The following is a 20,513-nucleotide window of genomic DNA, read 5'->3' on the forward strand; positions in this document are numbered from 1 at the left end:
GACCAGAAGGAGAACGAGGATGGCCTATAGCGGAAGCTGCCATTGCGGCGCCGTCACCTTCACCGTCGATGCCGATCCGCCCAGCGAGGCGATGAGCTGCAACTGCTCCCATTGCGGCCGGAAGGGCTTCGTCCTGACCTTCGTTCCGGTCGACCAGTTCCGCCTCGACAGCGGCGCCGATCAACTGACCGACTATCTCTTCTACAAGCACGCCATCACGCATCAATTTTGCAAGACCTGCGGGACGGAAGCCTTCGCGCTCGGCAAGTCGCCCCAGGGTGAAATGCGCGCGATCAACCTGCGCTGCGTGCCTGCGATCGATATCGAAGCACTGACCATCCAGAAGGTCGACGGGGCCAGCTTCTAACTCTGACTTTGCTCTGTCACGCGACGCCCCTATATGGGCGCTTTCGCGCGTCCGGCGCGACCACAGTTATGGAGCAGTTGAATTGAGCAAGGTTCTGGTCATCGGCGCAGGCGGCGTCGGGTCTGTCGCGGTCCACAAGATGGCGATGAACCCTGATATTTTCAGCCATATCACGCTGGCCAGCCGCCGCATCGTCAGCTGCGAGAAGGTCGCCGAATCGGTCAAGAAGCTGGTCGGCGTGGATATCGACGTGGCCCAGGTCGACGCCGACAATGTTGAAGAGACCATCGCCCTGATCCAGAAGGTCCAGCCCAAGCTGGTCGTGAACCTGGCGCTGCCCTATCAGGATCTGGCGATCATGGACGCGTGCCTCGCGACCAAGACCGATTATCTCGACACCGCCAATTACGAACCGCGCGACACCGCCAAGTTCGAATATAGCTGGCAGTGGGCCTATCAGGAACGCTTCAAGGAAGCCGGCATCATGGCGCTGCTGGGTTCGGGCTTCGATCCGGGCGTAACCAGCGTGTTCGCCAGCTACATCAAGAAGCATCTGCTCGACACGATCGACACGCTCGACATTCTCGACTGCAATGGCGGCGACCATGGCCAGCATTTCGCCACCAACTTCAATCCGGAAATCAACATCCGCGAAGTGACCGCCCCGTCGCGTCACTGGCTGAACGGCGAATGGGTCGAAGGCCCGGCATTGAGCCACAAGCAGGTGTTCGACTTCGATCAGGTCGGCGAAAAGAACATGTACCTCATGTATCATGAGGAACTGGAAAGCCTTGCCACCCACTATCCCGAAATCAAGCGCATCCGCTTCTGGATGACCTTCGGTGACGCCTATCTCAAGCATCTCGAAGTGCTGCAGAATGTCGGCATGACCCGGATCGATCCGGTCATCTATAATGGCCAGGAAATCATTCCGCTGCAGTTCCTGAAGGCCGTTCTGCCCGAACCGTCGAGCCTGGGTTCGACCACCAAGGGCAAGACCAATATCGGCGACATCGCGACCGGCCAGAAGGATGGTCAGGAAAAGACCGTCTATATCTATCAGGTCTGCGACCATGAGGACGCCTATGCCGAAACCGGCAACCAGGCGGTCAGCTACACCACCGGTGTGCCCGCGATGATCGGCGCCGCCATGATTTTGACCGGCGCCTGGAAGGGCGAAGGCGTGTTCAACATCGAGCAGTTCGATCCCGATCCCTTCATGGATATGCTCAACAAGCACGGCCTGCCCTGGCAGGTGAAGGAACTGGACGCGCCGCTGGCCTTCTAAGCTTCGGTTGTAGCAGAAACCTGGTCCTTCCCGCGACCCGAAGGGCGACCGAAGGTCAACGCGGGAACCCATCTCCGGACTTGGCGTCTGGGGATGGGGTGGGAGATGGATCCCCGCCTGCGCGGGGATGACGGAGTGGGCTGGAATGCGAAACCCCATGTGGGCCGTTCTGGCCCTTTCTCTATTGGTTCCTGCGGCATCGGCGCAGCAGCCCCCCGATCCCTACGCCCCGGCCAAGGCCATCGTCGCCGACGTCAACCGGATCGTGACGCCGAATGGCGTCCAGGAAGATCTGGTCGTGACCTTGGGTGGCGCGCGGCAGGCGATCAATGTGCGCGGCGCCGATCGGGCCAACCCGATCCTCCTCTATGTCCATGGCGGCCCCGGCGCGGTGGAAATGCCCTTCGCCTGGTCGTTCCAGCGGCCATGGGAAGATTTCTTCACCGTCGTCCAGTGGGACCAGCGCGGCGCAGGCAAAAGCTACGCGCTGAACGATCCCAAGGCGATCGCGCCGACCATGACGCTGGATCGCTATCGCGACGACGCGATCGAACTGATCGACTATCTCAAGGCCCGCTATGGCAAGCGCAAGCTCTTCCTGCTCGGCCATAGCTGGGGCTCGGCGGTGGGCCTCTCGGTCGCGATCAAGCGGCCCGACCTGCTCTACGCCTATGTCGGCATGGGCCAGGCGATCGACTTCCGCGCCGGCGAACGCATGGGCATGGATTGGACCATCACGCAGGCCAGGAAGGCCGGCAACACCGATGCCGTCAAGGCGATCGAGGCGCTTGCCCCCTATCCCGACAGCGGGCCGTTCACGATCGACAAGGCGGACGGCTGGCGCCGCTACGCCATTCCCTATGGCTCGCTGATGGCCGACCGGCCCGACCCGACGCTCTACTTCCAAACGCCGCGCCTGTCGCCCGACTATACGCCCGAAGACCGCAAGGCCTGGGGCGCAGGCAGCGAATTTTCGACCACGGCCCTGTGGCCGCGCGTTGCGGACGTCAGCTTCGCCAAGGTCCACGAGATGAAGCTGCCGGTCATCATGCTGCTCGGCCGCACCGACTATACCGTACCCTCGCCGCTCGCCGCGCAGTGGATGGACCGGTTGAAAGCCCCCGCCAAGAAGACCATCTGGTTCGAGCATTCGGCCCATATGCCGATGGTCGAGGAACCCGGCCTGGTCCTCAAGGCCCTGATCAACGATGTCCGCCCGCTGGCGGATCAGGAGTAATAATTTCATGGAAACCAAGGCTGGCGATCCCGCCGCTTTCGCCCATTTCGACTTGTACCGCGTCCCATCCCCCGCCTTCGTCGTCGATGAAGCGGCGGTGCGACGGAACCTGTCGGTGCTGCGCGATATCGGCGACCGCGCCGGCATCAAGGTGCTGGGCGCGCTCAAGGCCTTTTCCATGTGGTCGCTGGGCGGCGTGCTGGGCGAATATCTCGACGGCGTCTGCGCCTCGGGCATCTATGAAGCGCGCCTAGGCCGCGAGGAATATCAGGGCGAGGTCGCGACCTATTGCGCTGCCTACAAGCCCGATGATCTGGCCGAAATCCTCAAGATTTCCGACCATGTGATCTTCAACAGCCCCGGCCAGATCGCCCGCATGAAGCCGGTGATCGATGCCGCGCGCGCAGAAGGCCGCATCTTCGACATCGGCCTGCGCCTCAATCCGCTTCACCCCGAGGGTGAGGTGCCCAAATATGACCCGTCGCAGCCGCACAGCCGCCTCGGCTTCCCGGTCGACCAGTTGCGCGCAGAGCATCTGGACGGGGTGGACGGCCTCCACGTCCACAATCTGTGCGAACAGGATTTCCTGCCGCTCCAGCGCACCTGGGCGGCGATCGAGCCGTTCGTCATGCCCCATGTCGCCGGCCTCAAATGGCTGAACTTCGGCGGTGGCCACCATGTCACCCGCGCCGACTACCAGATCGACGAGCTGATCGCCTTCCTTCAGGCGATCAAGGCGCAGACGGGCCTTGAACTCTATATCGAACCCGGCGAAGCGATGGCGCTCGATGCCGGCATCCTGATCGGCGAGATCCTGGACGTGATCGACAATGGCATGCCCGTCGCGATCACCGACATCAGCGCCACCTGCCACATGCCCGACGTGATCGAGGCGCCCTATCGCCCCGCCATGCTGCATGAGCAGGACGAAGGCCCGGTCACGCGCCTGGGCGGTCCATCCTGCCTGGCGGGCGATATCATCGGCGATTATCGGGTGCCCGGCGGCGCCGAACCGGGTGCGCGCATCGCCTTCCTGGACCAGGCCCATTATTCGATGGTGAAGACCAACACCTTCAACGGCGTGCCCCTGCCCGCCATCTGGCTGTGGAATTCCAAGAGCGATGAACTCCGGGAAATCCGCAGCTTTTCCTATGCGGATTTCAAGGGCCGGCTGTCCTGATTCCACTCCCGATTCTACCCGGCCGGGCGTGTAAAATTCCGCGTTAATTCCGTGGAAACTATCTTTCGTCCGGCCGAAATATCCTGTCTTTTCAACAACCCATCCAGCATGACGCACGTTTCATAGCGGGCTGCGCAACAAAATTTTCATATGCGCTTTACAGGGGGGACCCCACCGCATATATCGGCCGCTCGCTGCCCCATGGGACTTCCACCGCAAGGCAGCTTTTTCGCCCTGAACTACACTGGAGGTCCCTTGAGTTGCACAAGCATCATAGCGCGCTGGGGGTAGCGACCGCCCTCACACCGGCAGCACCGGTAACGCTGATCCGTCCCGAAGCCGCAGCTCGGGCCGCCCGTTTCTTCACTGAGAAGTTTCCGGGTCGCTCGCTCTATGCAGTCAAGGCGAATCCGTCTCCTGATCTGATCCGTACGCTTTTCGATTCGGGCATCACGCATTTCGACGTGGCTTCAATTGCCGAAGTGCGTCTCGTTGCCGAAACGCTCGAAGGCAAGGCCAAGCTCTGCTTCATGCACCCGGTTAAGGCCGAGGAAGCAATCGCAGAAGCTTACCATGTCCATGGCGTGCGCACCTTCTCGCTCGACACGATCGACGAGCTGGAAAAGATCATGCGCGCCACCGGTGATGCGACCGATCTGGAGCTGTGCGTGCGCCTGCGCGTTTCGTCCGAACATTCGGAACTCAGCCTGGCGTCGAAGTTCGGCGCGGAGCTGGGCGAGACCCGCGAGCTGCTGATGGCAACCCGTCAGGCCGCCGATGCGCTGGGCATCTGCTTCCATGTCGGCAGCCAGGCGATGAGCCCCCAGGCCTACAGCGATGCGATCGAGCGCGTGCGCGCCGCGATCGTCGACGCGGCCGTCACGGTCGACATCATTGATGTCGGCGGCGGCTTCCCGTCCATCTATCCGGGCATGGAGCCGGTCGCGCTCGAAAATTATTTCGAAGCCATCCACCGCGGCTTTGAAAGCCTACCGGTCAGCTATTCGTCGGAACTGTGGTGTGAACCCGGCCGCGCGCTGTCGGCGGAATATAGCTCGATCATCGTGCGCGTCGAACGCCGCCGCGGTCAGGAACTCTACATCAACGACGGCGCCTATGGCGCGCTGTTCGACGCCGCGCATATCGGCTGGCGCTTCCCCGTCGCCCTGCTGCGCGAAGATGAGAGCGAAGAAGAGCTGGAAGGCTTCTCCTTCTATGGCCCGACCTGCGACGACATGGACCATATGGTCGGCCCGTTCATGCTCCCGGCGGACGTGAAGGTCGGCGACTATATCGAAATCGGCATGCTTGGCGCCTATGGCGCGGCGATGCGCACCGGCTTCAACGGCTTCACGTCGGAATCGACGATCGAAGTGTCGGACGAGCCGATGGCCAGCCTCTATGCGGAAACGCTGCCCGCCCGTCGTCGCGCAACTGTCATCAAGCTCGGTTAAGACGGGTAACGCTCCCCTTTAGGAGAGGGTGCCCGTCCAACGGCCCGCATAGGCCGAGGATCGAACGAAAGACTATATCCCTCGCTGCCGCCCCCTCGCAGCGAGGGATTTTCTTTGGGGCATTTGCCCCCTCCACGACGGTGTGAACTTCACAGGAAATCGCTCAGGGGCGCCGGAAAATCCCGACCAGCTCGACATGGGTCGACCAGCGGAACTGGCCGACCGGCATGACGCTGTCGAGCACATAGCCACCCGCCACCAGATGCACGGCGTCGCGGGCGAAGCTGCCCGGATTGCACGAGACATAGGCGATCAACGGCACCGTCGACTGCGCCAGTTGCATCGCCTGTTCGCGCGCACCCGCACGGGGCGGATCGATCACCACGGCGGCAAAGCGGTTCAACTCCTCGGGCGTCAGCGGGCGGCGGAACAGGTCGCGATGATCCGCCACCATGCGCCGCTGTGCGCGATGGCCGGCGAGCTTGAGCGACAGCACCAGATCGCGCGCGCCCTCCGCCGCATAGACCGGCCGATTGGCGCCGATCGCCAGCGCAAAGGTGCCAAGGCCGCAGAACAGATCGGCGACAGCGCCGGTCGCGGGCAGCGCGTCCTGCACTGCCTTCACCAAGACAGCCTCGCCATCGGGCGTCGCCTGCAGGAAGGAATAGGGCGGGAAACCGACCGCCACGCCACCAAAGCTGACGGTCACCGGCTCCGGCTCCCAACGGGTTTCGGGGCCATCGCCCTGGTCGATGGTCAGCCGTGCCAGAGAGTGTCCGCGGGCGAAATCACCCAGCGCCTCGTCCGCCGCCAGCCCCTCGACCTTCACGCCTTCCAGCAACAGGTCAATGCCCTGGTCGGTCAGCGACATGCGCACATGCGCGGCGCGCTTGTCGGGCAGACAGGTCAACAGCATCGTCCGCAGCGGCGCGATCAGTGCAAACAGGCGCGGATCCAGTATCTCGCACATCGTCAGGTCGACCAGAACATGGCTGCCCTGCTCGGCAAAGCCGATGGTGATCCGCTTGCCCTGCCGCGCGGCACGCAGCGAGGCACGGCGACGCGTGCGCGGCGGCGAGACATGGGCCGGCAGCACCATCTGCGGCACTACGCCCTGCCCGGCCAGCGCACCGGTCACGCGGGCGCTGACGAAATCAGCGAGGCTCGGCTCGTCGATCTGCTGCAGTTCGCAGCCACCGCAACCGGGAAAATGGACACAGGGCGCGTCGACATGATGCGGGCCAGCGATGATGCTGCCGTCGGCAGCAATCCGGTCGCCCGGTGCTACCAGCGCGAAATGCCGCCCATCGGCGGTGACGCCATCGCCCTTGGCGGCGATGCGGAGGATGAGATCATTATCTTGGGTCACAGCCGCGAGCCGATAGCGGCTGGAAGCGCGGCAAGCAAATCATCCGCGACAAAAGCCGGGCCAGCCCGTCGCGCAGCGTCCCCATGCAGCCACACCGCCTCGCACGCCGCACGGAAGGGATCGCCGGTCACGGCCAGTCGCCCGACGACCAGGCCAGCCAGCACATCACCCGTTCCGGCGGTAGACAGCCAGGTCGAAGCGCCCCGCGCCACCGCTACTTGGCCATCCGGCGCGGCGATCACGCTGTCCGCGCCCTTATAGACCACAACCGACCTCGTCATGCGGGCGCCGGCCAGCGCCCGGTCGATCTTGCTGCCCGGCAGATCGCCGAACAGCCGGACGAATTCGCCTTGATGCGGGGTCAGGATCGATCCGGCCGGGATATGGGTAGCTGCCCTTGCTGCCAGCAAGGTGAGCGCATCGGCGTCCAGCACCAGCGGCCGCTTGCATGCCAGCGCAGCATCAAGCCGCATCTGTGCCCCATCCTCCCGGCCCAATCCCGGACCGACCAGCACGGCCGCCAGTCGAGCTTCGGAAAGAGCATCGCTGAGGACAGTTTCGTCCTCAATCTGCTGATGAACGATGGCATGTGGCCTGGCCTCACAAGGCGAAGCGTCATAGCGCCTCACCATGCCAGCACCGGAATGGGCCGCCGCAGCCGCTGCCAGCGCTGCCGCGCCCGGCATAAGACCGCCGACAACGCCGACCAGACCTCGGCTATATTTATGCGCAGCGGCAACAGGCGCGCGAAGCCGTGGCGGTGCAAGCACATGCATGTCCTGCGGCATGGAGAGGCCGATGTCCGCCCGCACCAGCTTCCCCATGAGGCTGGCCGCCGGCTGCAACAGATGCGCGGGCTTGAACGCGCCCAAAGCAATCGTCACGTCGAACTTCGGCACCGCCGACAATAGCTGGCCGTCATCCGTCCCCACCCCGCTCGGCAGATCGATCGCATAGCTGTGATTGGCATGCGCCACCAATTCGCCCAACCGGTCCGCCACCGCCGCATCCAGGCCGCGCGTCAGCCCCGTGCCGAACAGGGCGTCGACCAGTTGCGCCGCCGGCGCGGCATCGGCCAGCGACTCTACCGGGCCGTCCCATAATGCCCTGGCCCGCAGGGCGGATGCAGTGCGACTGTCCCCCAGGGAGGAGACCCGCACCGGCACGCCAAGTTCGCGCAATATACGAGCAATAACAAAACCATCACCACCATTATTGCCAGGACCACAGAGGATCAGCGCGTCCCGTCGATGCCCGACACGCCAGATGATCTGCGCCGCCGCCGCACCGGCTCGTTCCATCAGTTCATAGGGATCGACACCAGCATCAAACGCCGCCTGCTCGGCCGCACGGATGGCTGCTGCCGTCAATATCGGGTCGGGCACCATCAATTCGGCTTGGCCGCCACGGTAGCGGGCAGCCGATACCGGTCGGCACCGATCGTCACTTCGACCAGCCCCTTGTCGATGATAGTGAGCTTCGCGTCCTCGGCACCATCGGCTGAAACCAGGCCGCGCCCGTCCTGCACGATCCTCAGCCGCCGGAACCCGCCATCCCGATGGCGCAGCGTCAACATGTCGCCCTCGCGTTCGACGCCGCACGCCCGCGACCAAGCGCCCTTGCCGATCGCGCAGTCGATCAGGCTTTCGTCATCGGCGATCGCCCCACTCCCGCCGCCCTTGCCGTCACATCCCGCCAGGGCCAGCCCCGCCAGCATCAGTGCGCCAGACAATCGCAGCCCCATCAGAACATCTCCTTTCGACATCCTCTATGGCCCGGCGCGCCAGGCCCGACCATCAACTCAGCCGGTTACGGCACTCCAGCACGATCGGCCCGAGCAGATCGGCAAAGCGGCGCTGCCCCGCAGCATCGTCAACCAGATCCTGCCGTATCTCGATGCCCAGATAGGGGATACCATTGGCTTCCGCATGGCGATTCATGGTCGCGTTGAGCAATTGCCCCGAATAGGGCAGTTGGTCGCCGACATTCAGCCCCGCCGCCTCCAGCATCGGAATGGCGATCCGCGCCGCCCGATCATCCTGATTATAGAGAATGCCGATGTCCCAGGGCCGTTGCTGCGCCGGATCGCTCGCCAGGCACGGTGTGAAGCTATGCACGGAAAGGATGAAGGGTGACGTCATGCCGTCAAGCATGGCCGCCACCTGCTGATGATAGGGATGATGGAAGCGGCGCATCCGTTCGGCCAGATCAGCGTCCCGATTACCCGGAATAGCATGGCCGTCACTCATCACCGGCAGCAGGCCGGGCGCATCCTCTTCGCGATTGAGATCGATGACTAGGCGGGAGATACCGGCCAGGATCGCGGAGCAGTTCAGTTGCGCCGCGAGCAACTGGCTGACCTCCGCCACGCCGATGTCGATCGCGATATGTTCGCGAAGCAGCGTCGGATCGATGCCCAGGTCGATATCGTCGGGGACATGGGCCGAGGCATGATCGACGATGATCAGCAGGTCGAGATCGCCCTCGCGCACGGTGGTGAAGGCTTCGCTCATGATGTCCTGATCCTCGTTTCCATCACCCACCAATCCGGATGATCGCGGCGCAGTGCGTCCGCCGCCTGCCCCCTTCCCTGCTCGTCATCGAACAGCGCGAAACAGGTCGCGCCCGACCCGGACATGCGCGCGAGCCGGGGCCTTTGCGCCTGCAACGCCTCCAGCACTTCACCGATCACAGGCGCCAACAGCAGGGCCGGCGCCTCCAGATCATTGCGCCCGTCGCGCGCAAGCCCATCAATATCCAGCGCATCGAGCGCACCGCGATCGATCCTGTCCCAGCCGGCAAAGACCGACGCCGTCGAGACGCCGACCCGCGGATTGACCAGCAGCATCGGCCGGCTCGACAGATCATCCAGCGCCTGCGCCTCCAGCAGCTCGCCACGGCCGCGCACCAGTTGCGTGGTACTGGCCAAGCAGGCCGGCACGTCCGACCCCAGCGACAGGGATAATTTCTGTAATACAGTATCTTCTACCTCGAAGCTCCAGATACGCGTCAGCAAGCGCAGCGTCGCGGCGGCGTCCGCCGAGCCACCACCAATGCCGGATGCAACCGGCAGTCGCTTGTCGAGCCGAATATCGGCACCGGCCGTTATACCGGTGGCCGCCTGAAGACTCCGCGCCGCCCGCATGACCAGATTGTCCTCGTCGCCGCTCAGGCCAGCACCACAAGGGCCTTCCACGGCAAGCGTGATGACGCCGTCATCGCGCTGCCGGGCATGGAGAATGTCCCCATCCTCGGCAAAGACGAACAGGCTTTCCAGCGCATGATAGCCATCCGCGCGGCGCTCTCGCACATGCAAGGCCATATTGACCTTTGCGTAAGCAATTTCAGTTAGTTGTTCAGATATGTTCACAGGATTTCAATGCAATCTCAGGGCGCTGCATATTCGGGTTTCAACCCTTCGCGGGCCTTGGCGTCAAGCCGATTGGCGACATCCCCCTCCGCGAAGACCGCCGCTGCGCGCCAGGCGTAGCGGGCTTCGTAGCGACGGCCAGCGGTCCACAGTGCGTCGCCCAGATGTTCGTTGATCGTGGCATCGCCGGGCGCCCCTGCTGCGGCGCGTTCCAGCACCGGGACTGCGCCCTTGACGTCCCCGGTCACGAACTTGGCCCAGCCAAGCGAGTCCGTGATCGACGCATCCTGGGGCTTGAGCGCGCTCGCCTTTTTCAGCAGGTCGAGCGCCACATCGACATTCTGCCGCCGTTCGATCTGGGCATAGCCGAGATAATTGAGGATGACCGGTTCATTCGGGGCCATGACGGCCGCCTTTTCCAGCACCGCACGAGCCTCGTCCCACCGCTTCCCCTGCTCAAGCGCACTGCCTTCAAACAACAGCAGCGCCCAGGGCAGGCTGTCGGCCGAATAGCCCGCCTGCGCACGATGGAAAGCCGACGCAGCGCCGTCGAAATCTCCCGAATCCGCCAGCAACCGTCCAAGTCTTACAAGGCGTTCCGGCTCGGCATTGGAAGCCGATGCCAGGCTTTGCGCCAGGGCAATCGCACCATCGCGATCACCCGACGCGGCCAGCGCTTCGACCAGTTCCGCCTGAGCGAGCGCGCCATACCAGCCAGTCACCGGCACCTTGCGCGCTTCCGCCGCCGCATAATTGGCGAGATCGCCCGCCACCAGCAGCTTCGCCGCCACCAGATGCGGCTCGGCAGCGGCCGGATCGGCAAAGGTCGCGATCCGCGCCAGACGAATGCCCAGCGCCGTGCCCGTTTCGTCGGACGCGATGTCGACCGCCAGACGGGCCAGCAATTGGGCAAAGCCCTGCCTGGGCGTGAAGGGGGCGGCAATCGCTCCCGGCACCTTGCCGCGGGCAACGTCCGCATGGGCCTTGGCGAAGCTCGCCTCATCGGCGGGCAGCAGGGCCAAGGCATCCGCCTTCGCGCGGCGCCCGGCCAGTTGCGCGGCGAAGGTCAGGCGCAGCGCTTCGTCATCCGTCACGCGCAAGGCCAAGGCGCGGCGCATCGCGCCAATCGCCTCTTCCTTGTCGCCCCGCGCCATGGCCTGCAACGCCAGATGTTCGTCAAGATAGCGGGCGCCCAGCGCCCCGAACTTGTCCTTGCTGTCGATGACGGGCGCCACATAGCGGCGCTGGCCCAGCGATATCCAGCTTTGCACGATCGGGGCGAGGAAGGAGAAATTGCCTTCCTCCACCAGGCGATCGGTGAAGGTCTGCGCCGCCGCCCAATCCTTGCGCCCCAACGCGTCACAAATCCGCAGCAAGGTGCCGTCGCGCGGCAGCATGCCGCCCTCATCCAGCAACGCGGCCGATTGCAATGCCAGCGGCATGTCGCCGCTTTCCAATGCCTGGACATAGGAACGGCGGGCAATGGCAAGGCTGGTCGGATCGCCGGCGAGGGCCACACGATAGCTGTCGACCGCAACGCCCAGCGCGCCTTCACCATCGGCAAGGCGCGCGCGGACATAGGCATGCAAGGCCATATCGGGATCGACCGATGCGCCGGCTACAGCCGGCAGCATCAGCAACAGTCCTGGAATCAGGCCCCTACATGTTCGGATAATTCGGTCCTCCACCACCCTCGGGCACGACCCAGTTAATATTCTGGGTCGGGTCCTTGATGTCGCATGTCTTGCAGTGGACGCAATTCTGCGCGTTGATCTGGAAGCGAGGCTCCCCTTCATCCAGACCGACCACTTCATAGACACCGGCAGGACAATAACGCTGAGCCGGCTCGTCATAAAGGGGCAGATTGTAGGAAATCGGGACCGACGGATCCTTCAACTGCAGATGGACCGGCTGGTCCTCTTCATGATTGGTGTTCGACAGGAAAACCGAGGACAGACGGTCGAAGCTGATCACGCCATCGGGCTTGGGATAGGCGATCTTCTGGCACTGGTCCTTGCGCCACAATTTCTCGCAGTCGGGCTTGTGCTTCATGGTGAAAGGCAGGCCGATCTTGAGCGTGCGCATCCACATGTCGATGCCGGCCAGCAGCGTGCCGATGGTGTTGCCGAACTTGGCCAGCAGCGGCTCGGCATTCTTCACCAGTTTCAGTTCGTCCGCGATCCAGCTGGAACGCAGCCGATCCTCATAATCGTGCAGCACGTCGCGCGCGCGTTCGTCCTGGATCGCCTCGAACGCGGCCTCGGCGGCCAGCATGCCCGACTTCATGGCGGTATGGCTGCCCTTGATGCGGGGCACGTTGACGAAGCCGGCCGAGCAACCGATCAGAGCGCCACCGGGAAAGACCAGCTTGGGGATCGACTGCCAGCCGCCCTCGTTGATCGCGCGCGCGCCATAGGAAACGCGGCGACCGCCCTCCAGGAACTTGCGGATTTCCGGATGCTGCTTCCAGCGCTGGAATTCCTCGAACGGATAGAGATGCGGGTTGCGATAACCCAGGCCCACGACGAAGCCGAGCGCAACCTGGCCATTGGCCTGATGGTATAGAAAACCGCCGCCATATGCGTCAGTTAGCGGCCATCCCTGCGTATGGATGACAAGGCCCGGCTGATGCTTGGCGGGATCGATGTCCCACAATTCCTTCATCCCCAGACCATAGACCTGCGGCTCGCAATCGGCCTCCAGGTCGAACTGGCGCTTGAGGATCTTGGTCAGGTGGCCGCGCGCGCCCTCCGCAAAGAAAGTATATTTGGCGTGCAGTTCCAGGCCCGGCTGATAGTCCGCCTTGCGCTCGCCATCACGGGCAATGCCCATGTCGCCGGTCGCGACGCCCTTCACGCTGCCATCCTCATTGTAGAGGATTTCGGCAGCGGCGAAGCCGGGGAAGATTTCGACGCCAAGACCTTCGGCCTGCTCGGCCAGCCAGCGGCACAGATTGCCCAGCGATCCGGTATAGGTGCCCTTATTGTGCATCCAGCCCGGCGTCATGATGTGCGGCATCGCCATCTTGCCCGCCTTGGACAAGACCCAATGCTGGTTGTCGGTGACCGGAACATCGGCCATCGGGCAGCCCTGTTCCTTCCAGTCGGGGATCAGCTCATCCAGCGCCCTGGGATCGACCACCGCGCCTGACAGGATATGGGCGCCGATTTCCGACCCCTTTTCCAGCACGCAGACGGCCAGTTCCTGCCCGGCGGCATTGGCCAGTTGCTTCAGCCGGATCGCTGCAGACAGGCCAGCCGGCCCCCCACCGACGATGACGATGTCATAGGGCATCGAATCCCGTTCGCTCATAATCCCTCCATAAAGGCGCCCGCCAGCACATGTCCGGCCATCCGGTCGCCTTATTACTCCAACGTTTTGACATTCCACGCGATGAAGATTCTTGACCCTCGCGTCAACCTCTGGCCCAAGGGCATCGTGATGCGGGGATTAGAGCGGGACTTTGGAGCCGCAGCGCCGGACGCTTATCTGGCGTGGTGGTCGCTGGCGGGGGTGGACGGCGCCGTAGCGGAAGCACCAGTCAACTGGTTGCGGCCCCAGCCGACACGCGCGCAACTGGCCGAGCAGGCTGCGAAGGCCTTTGCTCCACCGCCCCCCGAAAAACCCAAGACGCTGGACGCCTATCTCGAATGGCTTGCCAGTGATTCGGCCCAGCCCGAACGCAAATGGCCCGTCACCCCGATCCTGCCGACCGGCCCGGCCGAAGCATCGCTGATGGTCATTACCGACATGCCCGACATGGCAGATGCCGGCGCGGGCCATTTGTTCGCCGATCGCGCCGGCGCGCTGTTCGATGCCATGATGCGGGCCATCGGCCTGCGCCGTGACGATATCTGCCTGGCTTCGCTGTTCACCGTCCGCCCCGCCGGCGGCATGGTGGAGGCCAGCGATCTGGCGCATGTCGCCGATCGCATCAGGCTCCATGTCCATCTCGCCGCGCCGCGCCGCCTGCTCCTGTTGGGCGATCGGACGGTCCGTGCGCTGCTTCCGACCGATGGCGCGGACCGGCCCGTCGGTTTACGCCCCTTTAACCATGATGGCGGCACTGTGCCCGCCATTGCCACATTCCATCCGCGGCTGCTGCTCAGCCAGCCTGCGGCCAAGGCGGAATGCTGGCGCGCCCTGCAAAGCCTGATTGAGGAAGACCGCCCGTGATTCGCGTTGCAACCCGCATTTCCAGCCTTGCCCTGCTCAGCATGAGCGCGGCGCTGGCGATCCCGGCCGGCGCCAAGGCGGCCGAAACCCTCCCCACCTTGCCGACCAGTTCCACCGCCGGCACGCCGCTCCAGCTGTCCGATGGCGACAAGGCGCGCTACAATGCCATCTTCGCCGCCCTGCGTGACCAGAAATGGTCGGATGCCAAGGCGATGATCCTGGCACTCGACCCGCAGGATGCGGTCCGTCCGCTGGCCCTGTCGGAACTCTATCTTGCCAAGGGGTCGCCGCGCGTCGAGCTGTTCGACCTGCTCGACCTCGTCAACAAGGCAGCCTGGCTGCCCAAGGCCGACCAGCTTTCCCGCCTGGCGCAGAAGCGCGGCGCGACCATCCTGCCCGATCTGCCGCAGGTGCAGAAGCTGGTATGGCTGGGCTCGGCACCCCGCCGCCAATATGTCAGCGGCAGCAAGACGGACGTTCTGGCCCAGAGCCTGTCGGCCCAGATCCTGACCTTCATCAAGAATGACGATCCGGCCGGCGCGGAAGGGCTGCTTGCCGCCGGCGAAGCGGGGCTGACGCCCGAAGGCCTGACCGAGGTGCGCCAGCGTGTTGCCTGGGCCTATTATATTGAAAGCGACGATCTCAACGCGCGCCGTATGGCCGCGCGCGCGCTCGAAACCCGTACCGGCGGCGACTGGACTGTGCAGGCTCACTGGACGACGGGCCTGGCCGCCTGGCGCCAGAATGATTGCCGCGCTGCCGCCCCGGCCTTCGCCAATGTCGCCGCACTGGCGGGCGACGCCGACATGCGCGCGGCCGGTGCCTATTGGGCATCGCGCGCCTATATGGTCTGCGGCGAGGCCGAGAAGGTCGAGAATATGCTGAAGCTCGCGGCGCGATCCGACGAGACCTTCTATGGCCTGCTCGCCCGCGAGAGCCTGGGCATGCCACTGGGCGGGGCGACCATGAATGCGCGTTTCAGCGACAATGACTGGCGCCAGCTCAAGGACAGCCCCAATGTCCGCAGCGCGATCGCGCTGGCCGATATTGGCGAAAATGGCCGCGCCGACGAGATTTTGCGCTATCAGGCGAAGCTGGGCGGCACCGCCCAATATGATGCGCTGCTGCGGCTCGCCAGCGCGCTCAACCTGCCGGCAACCCAACTCTGGCTCGCCCATAATGGCCCGGCCGGCAAACAGCCCGACAGTTTCGCCCGCTTCCCGGCGCCGGCCTGGCGGCCGGACGGCGGCTGGCGTGTCGACCCATCGCTGATCTACGCCCATACGCTGCAGGAATCCGGCTTCCGTTCCGACGTCGTCTCCAGCGCCGGCGCCCGCGGCCTGATGCAGGTGCGCCCCGGAACCGCCGGCGATGTCGGCCTGTCGAACGCATCGCAATTGTTCGTGCCGTCCACCAACATGGAATATGGCCAGCGCTACCTGGAATCGCTGCGCGACATGAGCGCGACCGGCGGCCTGCTGCCCAAGGTGATGGCCGCCTATAATGCCGGCCCGCTGCCGGTCGAACGCTGGAACAGCGAGGTGAAGGACAAGGGCGATCCCCTGCTCTTCATCGAATCCCTGCCCTATTATGAAACCCGCGCCTATGTGAACATCGTCATGCGCAACTATTGGATGTACCAGATCCAGGCAAAGGGCGAGGCGGATTGCCTGACCGGTATGGCGCAGGGCATGTGGCCAACCTTCCCCAATGCCAAGGGCGTCAAGCTGGTGCGTCTCAGCAAGGCCGATGGCCGGGCGATGCTCGCCGGCGGATCGGACTGATGCCGATCGACGAGGGCCGGACCTTCCTGCCCGTCCGCATTGCCGTCCTGACCGTTTCCGACACCCGTACCTTGGCCGACGACCGGTCCGGCGACACGCTGGTCGATCGCCTGACCGGCGCGGGCCATGTCCTGGCCGACCGACTGATCGTCACCGATGATCGCAGCGCCATCGTCGCGCGCCTTCACGCCTGGATCGACGATCCGCAGGTCGATGTTATCCTGACTACTGGTGGCACCGGCGTCACCGGCCGGGATGTCACACCCGAAGCACTGGCCCAGGTGCAGGACAAGGAAATTCCCGGTTTCGGCGAACTGTTCCGGTGGCTCAGCTATCAGTCGATCGGCACCTCGACCATCCAGTCGCGCGCTACCGCCTGCGTCGCGCGCGGCACCTATATCTTCGCGCTGCCCGGCTCGACTGGCGCGGTGCGCGATGCTTGGGACGGCATTCTCGCCAGCCAGCTCGACAGCCGGTTCCGCCCCTGCAATTTCGTCGAGCTGATGCCGCGCCTCACCGAGCGCTGAGCGGCTGTTTGAAAAATCGCGAAAGAGCGATTTTTGGTTACGGCACCAGCCCGCTTCCCCGCCCAACCACCCGATCCAGTGTCATCCTGTCGGGTGGTTGGGCGGGGGAGCGGGCTGAAACGGGCTTTCTCAAACAGCCTCTGAGCGCCCTCACTTCTTGAGCGTGGGCGCCGGGTTCTCCTTGAAGAATTTGCTGAGTTCGCCGAGCATCACTGACCACCAGTCGACCACATCGGCAAAATTCTCCTGATTGAGACCGCCGATCGTGCTGACGTCATAGGACACGTCCAGAGTCTTGTCGTCGGCCAGTGACATCTGGATGAAGCGCTTGGACTGGTTCCACTTGTTCGCCAGTTCGACCGTGTTGCCGCCATCATCCGCGAAATTGATACCGAATTGCAACGAGTTGCAGTCCTTCATCTCTTCGCAGCCATAGAAATAGATGGTGAAATTATAGCCGGAGGCCGCGCTCTCTATCATCGGATTGCCGGTCGACTTGCTCTTCGTCAGCGCCGCCTTGTAGCCCGCCGCCTGCAACGCTTCGACCACCGACTGGGGCCGGCTGGCGCAGACCATATTTGCGGCGCAATCCGTCGTAGGCGTCGCGGCATCGGCCGCGCCTGCCATCAACATCAGAGCCGGAACAAGCCACCAGGCACGCATGATATTTCCCCCTGCTTTCAAGGGGGCAGCCATGACGCGTCGGAAGCGACCTTGTCAATAAGTTCATGATATGTTCTCATTCCTGGATGGCAAATATCCCCGGACGCGGCGCAACGCACAACCAGGCAAGCAGCCGGTTCAATCTTGCCGCGCGCGAGGCGGACGGCGACTGGCTCGACGCCGTGGAAGCGATCGACGGACCGGCCCAGAAACTGCGCACCAGCGTGTCGCTGATCACACCGCGTACGATCATCTCGCGGAATGCGTCGCCCGACATCGCCTTCTCCCAGTCGATCAACGCCTATGCCGGCTGCGAGCATGGCTGCATCTATTGCTTTGCCCGGCCAACCCACGCCTATCATGATCTGTCGCCCGGCCTGGATTTCGAGACGCGGCTGTTCGCCAAGCCGGACGCTGCGGCGCTGCTCCGCAAGGAACTGGCGCGCCGCAACTACAGCGTCTCGCCGATCGCCATGGGCACGAATACCGACCCCTATCAGCCGATCGAGAAGGATTGGGGCATTACCCGCCAATTACTGGAGGTGATGGTGGAATGCCGCCACCCGGTCTTCATCACCACCAAGTCCGACCGCATCCTGCGCGACATCGACCTGCTTGCCGATCTGGCGCGCGACAATCTGGTCGCGGTGATGATTTCGGTCACCTCGCTCGATCCCAAGGTCGCGCGCACGCTGGAGCCGCGCGCCCCCCATCCCGAGCGACGGATCGCCACCATCGCCCGACTGGCCAAAGCTGGCGTGCCGGTATCGGCAAACATGTCGCCGATCATCCCCGCGATCAACGATCATGAGATCGAACAGGTGGTGGCGCGGCTCGCCATGGCCGGCGCGCAGGACGTCAACTACATCCTGGTCCGCCTGCCGCATGAGGTCGCACCGTTGTTTCGCGCCTGGCTGGAAACCCATTATCCCGATCGCGCCGCCAAGGTAATGGCGATGATCCGGGACATTCGCGGGGGCCGCGACAATGATCCCGATTTCGGTAGTCGGATGCGCGGCCAGGGCGTCTGGGCCGACCTGACCCGCACCCGCTTCACCAAGGCACGGCGCAAGGCCAATCTGGGCCAGGCGCGGATCGGCGTCCGCACCGATCTGTTCCGGCCGCCCGAAGGCGCGCAGATGCGGCTCTTCTAGAGGCCGGTCAAATCTCGACCTGGCTACCCAGTTCGACAACGCGGTTGGTCGGCAGGCGGAAAAATTCCATCGCGCTTTCCGCGTTGCGGAGCATCCAGGCGAAGATCTTCTCGCGCCACAGCGGCATGCCGGGATTGGCCGAAGGCAGCAGCGTCTGGCGCGCCAGGAAGAAGCTGGTGTCCATCATCTTGAACGCCTGACCGCAGCCGGTGACATTCTTGAGCGCGGCCGGAACATCCGGCTCCTGCATGAAGCCATATTGCAGCACCAGACGGAAGAAGCCGCGCCCCAGATCCTCCAGCTTGCACCGGCCGTCATCCTCGACCACGGGCACATCCTTGATCTTGACGGTCAGCAGGATCACCCGCTCGTGCAGCACCTTGTTGTGCTTGAGATTATGCAGCAGCGCATGCGGCACGCCATCGGGCGTCGAAGTCATGAAAACAGCGGTGCCCGGCACGCGCACGGCGCTGTTGGCGGCCGAAGCCACGAATACCGGGATCGGCATTGCTGCCTCGCGCAGCCGTTCCTGCACCAGCCGGCGCCCACGAGACCAGGTGGTCAACAAGGTGAAGACGACGAAGCCGATCAGCAGCGGGAACCAGCCGCCGTCGGGCACCTTGGTCAGATTGGCCGCCAGATAGGCGCCATCGACCAGGTAGAAGACGGCAAGCAGCGGCGCGGCATAATACCATTTCCAGTGCCACAGCCGATAGAGCACCACGGTCAGCAGCACATTGTCGATGAACATCGCACCGGTGACGGCAATGCCATAGGCCGCGGTCAGGTTGGACGATGTCTTGAACACCAGCACCAGCAGGATGACCATCACCATCAGGCCCCAGTTGATCAGGGGAATGTAGATCTGGCCGGCCGTCGAGGCGCTGGTATGCTCGATCCGCAAACGCGGCATGAAGCCGAGTTGGATCGCCTGCTGCGTGACCGAGAAAGCGCCGGATATCACCGCCTGCGAGGCGATGATCGCCGCCAGCGTGGCAAGGCCGATCAGCGGCAACTGCATCCATTGGGGCGCGAGATTGTAGAAGGGGCTGTGCAGCGCCGCGGCACCCTCCCGGAAGAGCAGCGCGCCCTGCCCCATATAGTTGAGCATCAGCGCCGGCAGCACGAAGATCAGCCAGGACACGCGGATCGGGCTGCGGCCGAAATGGCCCATATCGGCATAGAGCGCTTCGGCGCCCGTCACCGCCAGCACCACCGAGCCCAGCGCCAGGAAGGCGGGCAGCGGATCGGTGGCAAAGAACATCACCGCCCAATAAGGATTAAAGGCGTAGAGAATGCCCGGCGTCTTGACGATGCTGAGCACGCCGAGCGACGCGATCGTCACGAAATAGATCAGCATGATCGGGCCGAACAGGGTCGCAACCTTGTTGGTCCCCAACCCCTGGATCCAGAACAATCCAAGCAGGATCAGCACCGCGACCGGCAGGATCGCCGGCGCCAGATTGGCATTATAGACCGCCAGGCCTTCCACCGCCGACAGCACGGAAACCGCCGGCGTGATCATCGAATCGCCGTAGAAGAGCGACGTCGCGAACACGCCCAGCAGCACGATGCCGCGCGACCAGCGCTGCGTCTTAGTCTGGCCGTTGATCAGCGCCAGCAGCGCCAGGCTACCGCCCTCGCCCTTATTGTCGGCGCGCATGATGATGCTGACATATTTAAGCGTCACGACCAGCATCATCGACCAGAACATCAGGCTGATGACGCCCAATATATGGTCGGGATCGAGGTCGAGATGATGGTGGCCCGCAAAGGTTTCGCGGAAGGCGTAGAGCGGGCTGGTGCCGATATCGCCGAAGACGATGCCGATCGCGCCGACGACCAGCTTGGCCGTGGCTTTCTGGCGGGCATGGCCATGCCCTTCCTGCTCGCCGTCTTCGGGGACGGCGACCGCGCTGTCATCAGCCATGAAGGAAATGCTCG

The 20,513-nt window shown here is 63.9% G+C and carries 18 protein-coding genes; 9 read left to right on the plus strand and 9 right to left on the minus strand.

Translation table 11 applies throughout. The features are described from left to right. The first annotated feature begins 19 nt into the window (after positions 1-19). From VHN57_RS08020 to VHN57_RS08040, 5 genes are all read left to right on the plus strand, one after another. Positions 20-367, plus strand: coding sequence for a GFA family protein (locus tag VHN57_RS08020; protein ID WP_278985246.1), 348 nt, complete (start codon positions 20-22; stop codon positions 365-367). 82 nt (positions 368-449) lie between these two features. After that, a complete protein-coding gene (locus VHN57_RS08025) occupies positions 450-1,655 on the plus strand; it encodes a saccharopine dehydrogenase family protein (RefSeq protein WP_278985248.1) in 1,206 nt (401 codons plus the stop codon). Positions 1,656-1,812: 157 nt separating this feature from the next. Further along, a complete protein-coding gene (locus tag VHN57_RS08030) occupies positions 1,813-2,892 on the plus strand; it encodes an alpha/beta fold hydrolase (protein WP_423283432.1) in 1,080 nt (359 codons plus the stop codon). Between the two features lie 7 nt (positions 2,893-2,899). Continuing rightward, entirely contained in the window at positions 2,900-4,072 is a 1,173-nt protein-coding gene (locus VHN57_RS08035; RefSeq protein ID WP_278985252.1) for a carboxynorspermidine decarboxylase, read from the plus strand. A gap of 260 nt (positions 4,073-4,332) precedes the next feature. Then, positions 4,333-5,526, plus strand: a complete 1,194-nt coding sequence (locus VHN57_RS08040) for a type III PLP-dependent enzyme (protein WP_004207266.1) — start codon at positions 4,333-4,335, stop codon at positions 5,524-5,526. Positions 5,527-5,689: 163 nt separating this feature from the next. Here the strand turns inward: VHN57_RS08040 and VHN57_RS08045 are convergent, their stop codons facing one another. The 7 genes from VHN57_RS08045 to VHN57_RS08075 are packed head-to-tail and all read right to left on the minus strand — an operon-like array spanning position 5,690 to position 13,577. Next, positions 5,690-6,895 carry a class I SAM-dependent RNA methyltransferase gene (locus tag VHN57_RS08045; protein ID WP_278985254.1) on the minus strand — a complete coding sequence of 402 codons (1,206 nt, stop codon included), beginning with the start codon at positions 6,893-6,895 and terminating at the stop codon, positions 5,690-5,692. Beyond that, complete coding sequence (locus VHN57_RS08050; protein ID WP_278985256.1) at positions 6,892-8,283, minus strand: NAD(P)H-hydrate dehydratase; 1,392 nt, start codon at positions 8,281-8,283, stop codon at positions 6,892-6,894. The genes VHN57_RS08045 and VHN57_RS08050 overlap by 4 nt, the downstream gene beginning before the upstream one ends. Further along, positions 8,283-8,639 (minus strand): hypothetical protein, encoded by a 357-nt coding sequence (locus VHN57_RS08055; RefSeq protein WP_278985258.1) that lies wholly within the window; start codon positions 8,637-8,639, stop codon positions 8,283-8,285. The genes VHN57_RS08050 and VHN57_RS08055 overlap by 1 nt, the downstream gene beginning before the upstream one ends. A 52-nt stretch (positions 8,640-8,691) precedes the next feature. After that, positions 8,692-9,408, minus strand: coding sequence for an N-formylglutamate amidohydrolase (locus VHN57_RS08060; protein WP_278985260.1), 717 nt, complete (start codon positions 9,406-9,408; stop codon positions 8,692-8,694). Then, on the minus strand, positions 9,405-10,265 hold the full coding sequence (locus tag VHN57_RS08065; protein WP_278985262.1) for a 4-(cytidine 5'-diphospho)-2-C-methyl-D-erythritol kinase: 861 nt from the start codon (positions 10,263-10,265) through the stop codon (positions 9,405-9,407). Before VHN57_RS08065 ends, VHN57_RS08060 begins: the two co-directional genes overlap by 4 nt. A 17-nt stretch (positions 10,266-10,282) precedes the next feature. Beyond that, on the minus strand, positions 10,283-11,899 hold the full coding sequence (locus tag VHN57_RS08070) for a tetratricopeptide repeat protein (RefSeq protein ID WP_278985265.1): 1,617 nt from the start codon (positions 11,897-11,899) through the stop codon (positions 10,283-10,285). 25 nt (positions 11,900-11,924) lie between these two features. Then, positions 11,925-13,577: an electron transfer flavoprotein-ubiquinone oxidoreductase gene (locus tag VHN57_RS08075; RefSeq protein ID WP_278985267.1), complete on the minus strand. Its 1,653-nt coding sequence runs from the start codon at positions 13,575-13,577 to the stop codon at positions 11,925-11,927. An 81-nt stretch (positions 13,578-13,658) separates the two neighbouring features. On the opposite strand from VHN57_RS08075, the gene VHN57_RS08080 reads away from it, so the two are divergent. Genes VHN57_RS08080 through moaB form a run of 3 tightly spaced genes read left to right on the plus strand, consistent with a single transcriptional unit; the run spans position 13,659 to position 16,752 of the window. Then, positions 13,659-14,441: a uracil-DNA glycosylase family protein gene (locus VHN57_RS08080; RefSeq protein ID WP_423283437.1), complete on the plus strand. Its 783-nt coding sequence runs from the start codon at positions 13,659-13,661 to the stop codon at positions 14,439-14,441. Continuing rightward, complete coding sequence (locus VHN57_RS08085; protein WP_278985271.1) at positions 14,438-16,225, plus strand: lytic transglycosylase domain-containing protein; 1,788 nt, start codon at positions 14,438-14,440, stop codon at positions 16,223-16,225. Before VHN57_RS08080 ends, VHN57_RS08085 begins: the two co-directional genes overlap by 4 nt. Beyond that, positions 16,225-16,752, plus strand: coding sequence for a molybdenum cofactor biosynthesis protein B (gene moaB, locus VHN57_RS08090; protein WP_004207276.1), 528 nt, complete (start codon positions 16,225-16,227; stop codon positions 16,750-16,752). The genes VHN57_RS08085 and moaB overlap by 1 nt, the downstream gene beginning before the upstream one ends. A 150-nt stretch (positions 16,753-16,902) precedes the next feature. On the opposite strand, the gene VHN57_RS08095 is transcribed toward moaB, so the two are convergent. Next, positions 16,903-17,415: a YbjN domain-containing protein gene (locus VHN57_RS08095; protein ID WP_278985273.1), complete on the minus strand. Its 513-nt coding sequence runs from the start codon at positions 17,413-17,415 to the stop codon at positions 16,903-16,905. 86 nt (positions 17,416-17,501) lie between these two features. Between VHN57_RS08095 and VHN57_RS08100 the strand changes: the two genes are divergently transcribed. After that, entirely contained in the window at positions 17,502-18,569 is a 1,068-nt protein-coding gene (locus VHN57_RS08100) for a PA0069 family radical SAM protein (protein ID WP_423283440.1), read from the plus strand. A gap of 7 nt (positions 18,570-18,576) precedes the next feature. Here VHN57_RS08100 and VHN57_RS08105 read toward each other — a convergent pair whose 3' ends face one another. Continuing rightward, entirely contained in the window at positions 18,577-20,499 is a 1,923-nt protein-coding gene (locus tag VHN57_RS08105; protein ID WP_069336983.1) for a potassium transporter Kup, read from the minus strand. Between the last annotated feature and the right edge of the window lie 14 nt (positions 20,500-20,513).

Source organism: Sphingobium salicis subsp. salicis (genome assembly GCF_049472635.1).
GTDB classification, from domain to species: Bacteria; Pseudomonadota; Alphaproteobacteria; order Sphingomonadales; family Sphingomonadaceae; genus Sphingobium; species Sphingobium yanoikuyae_A.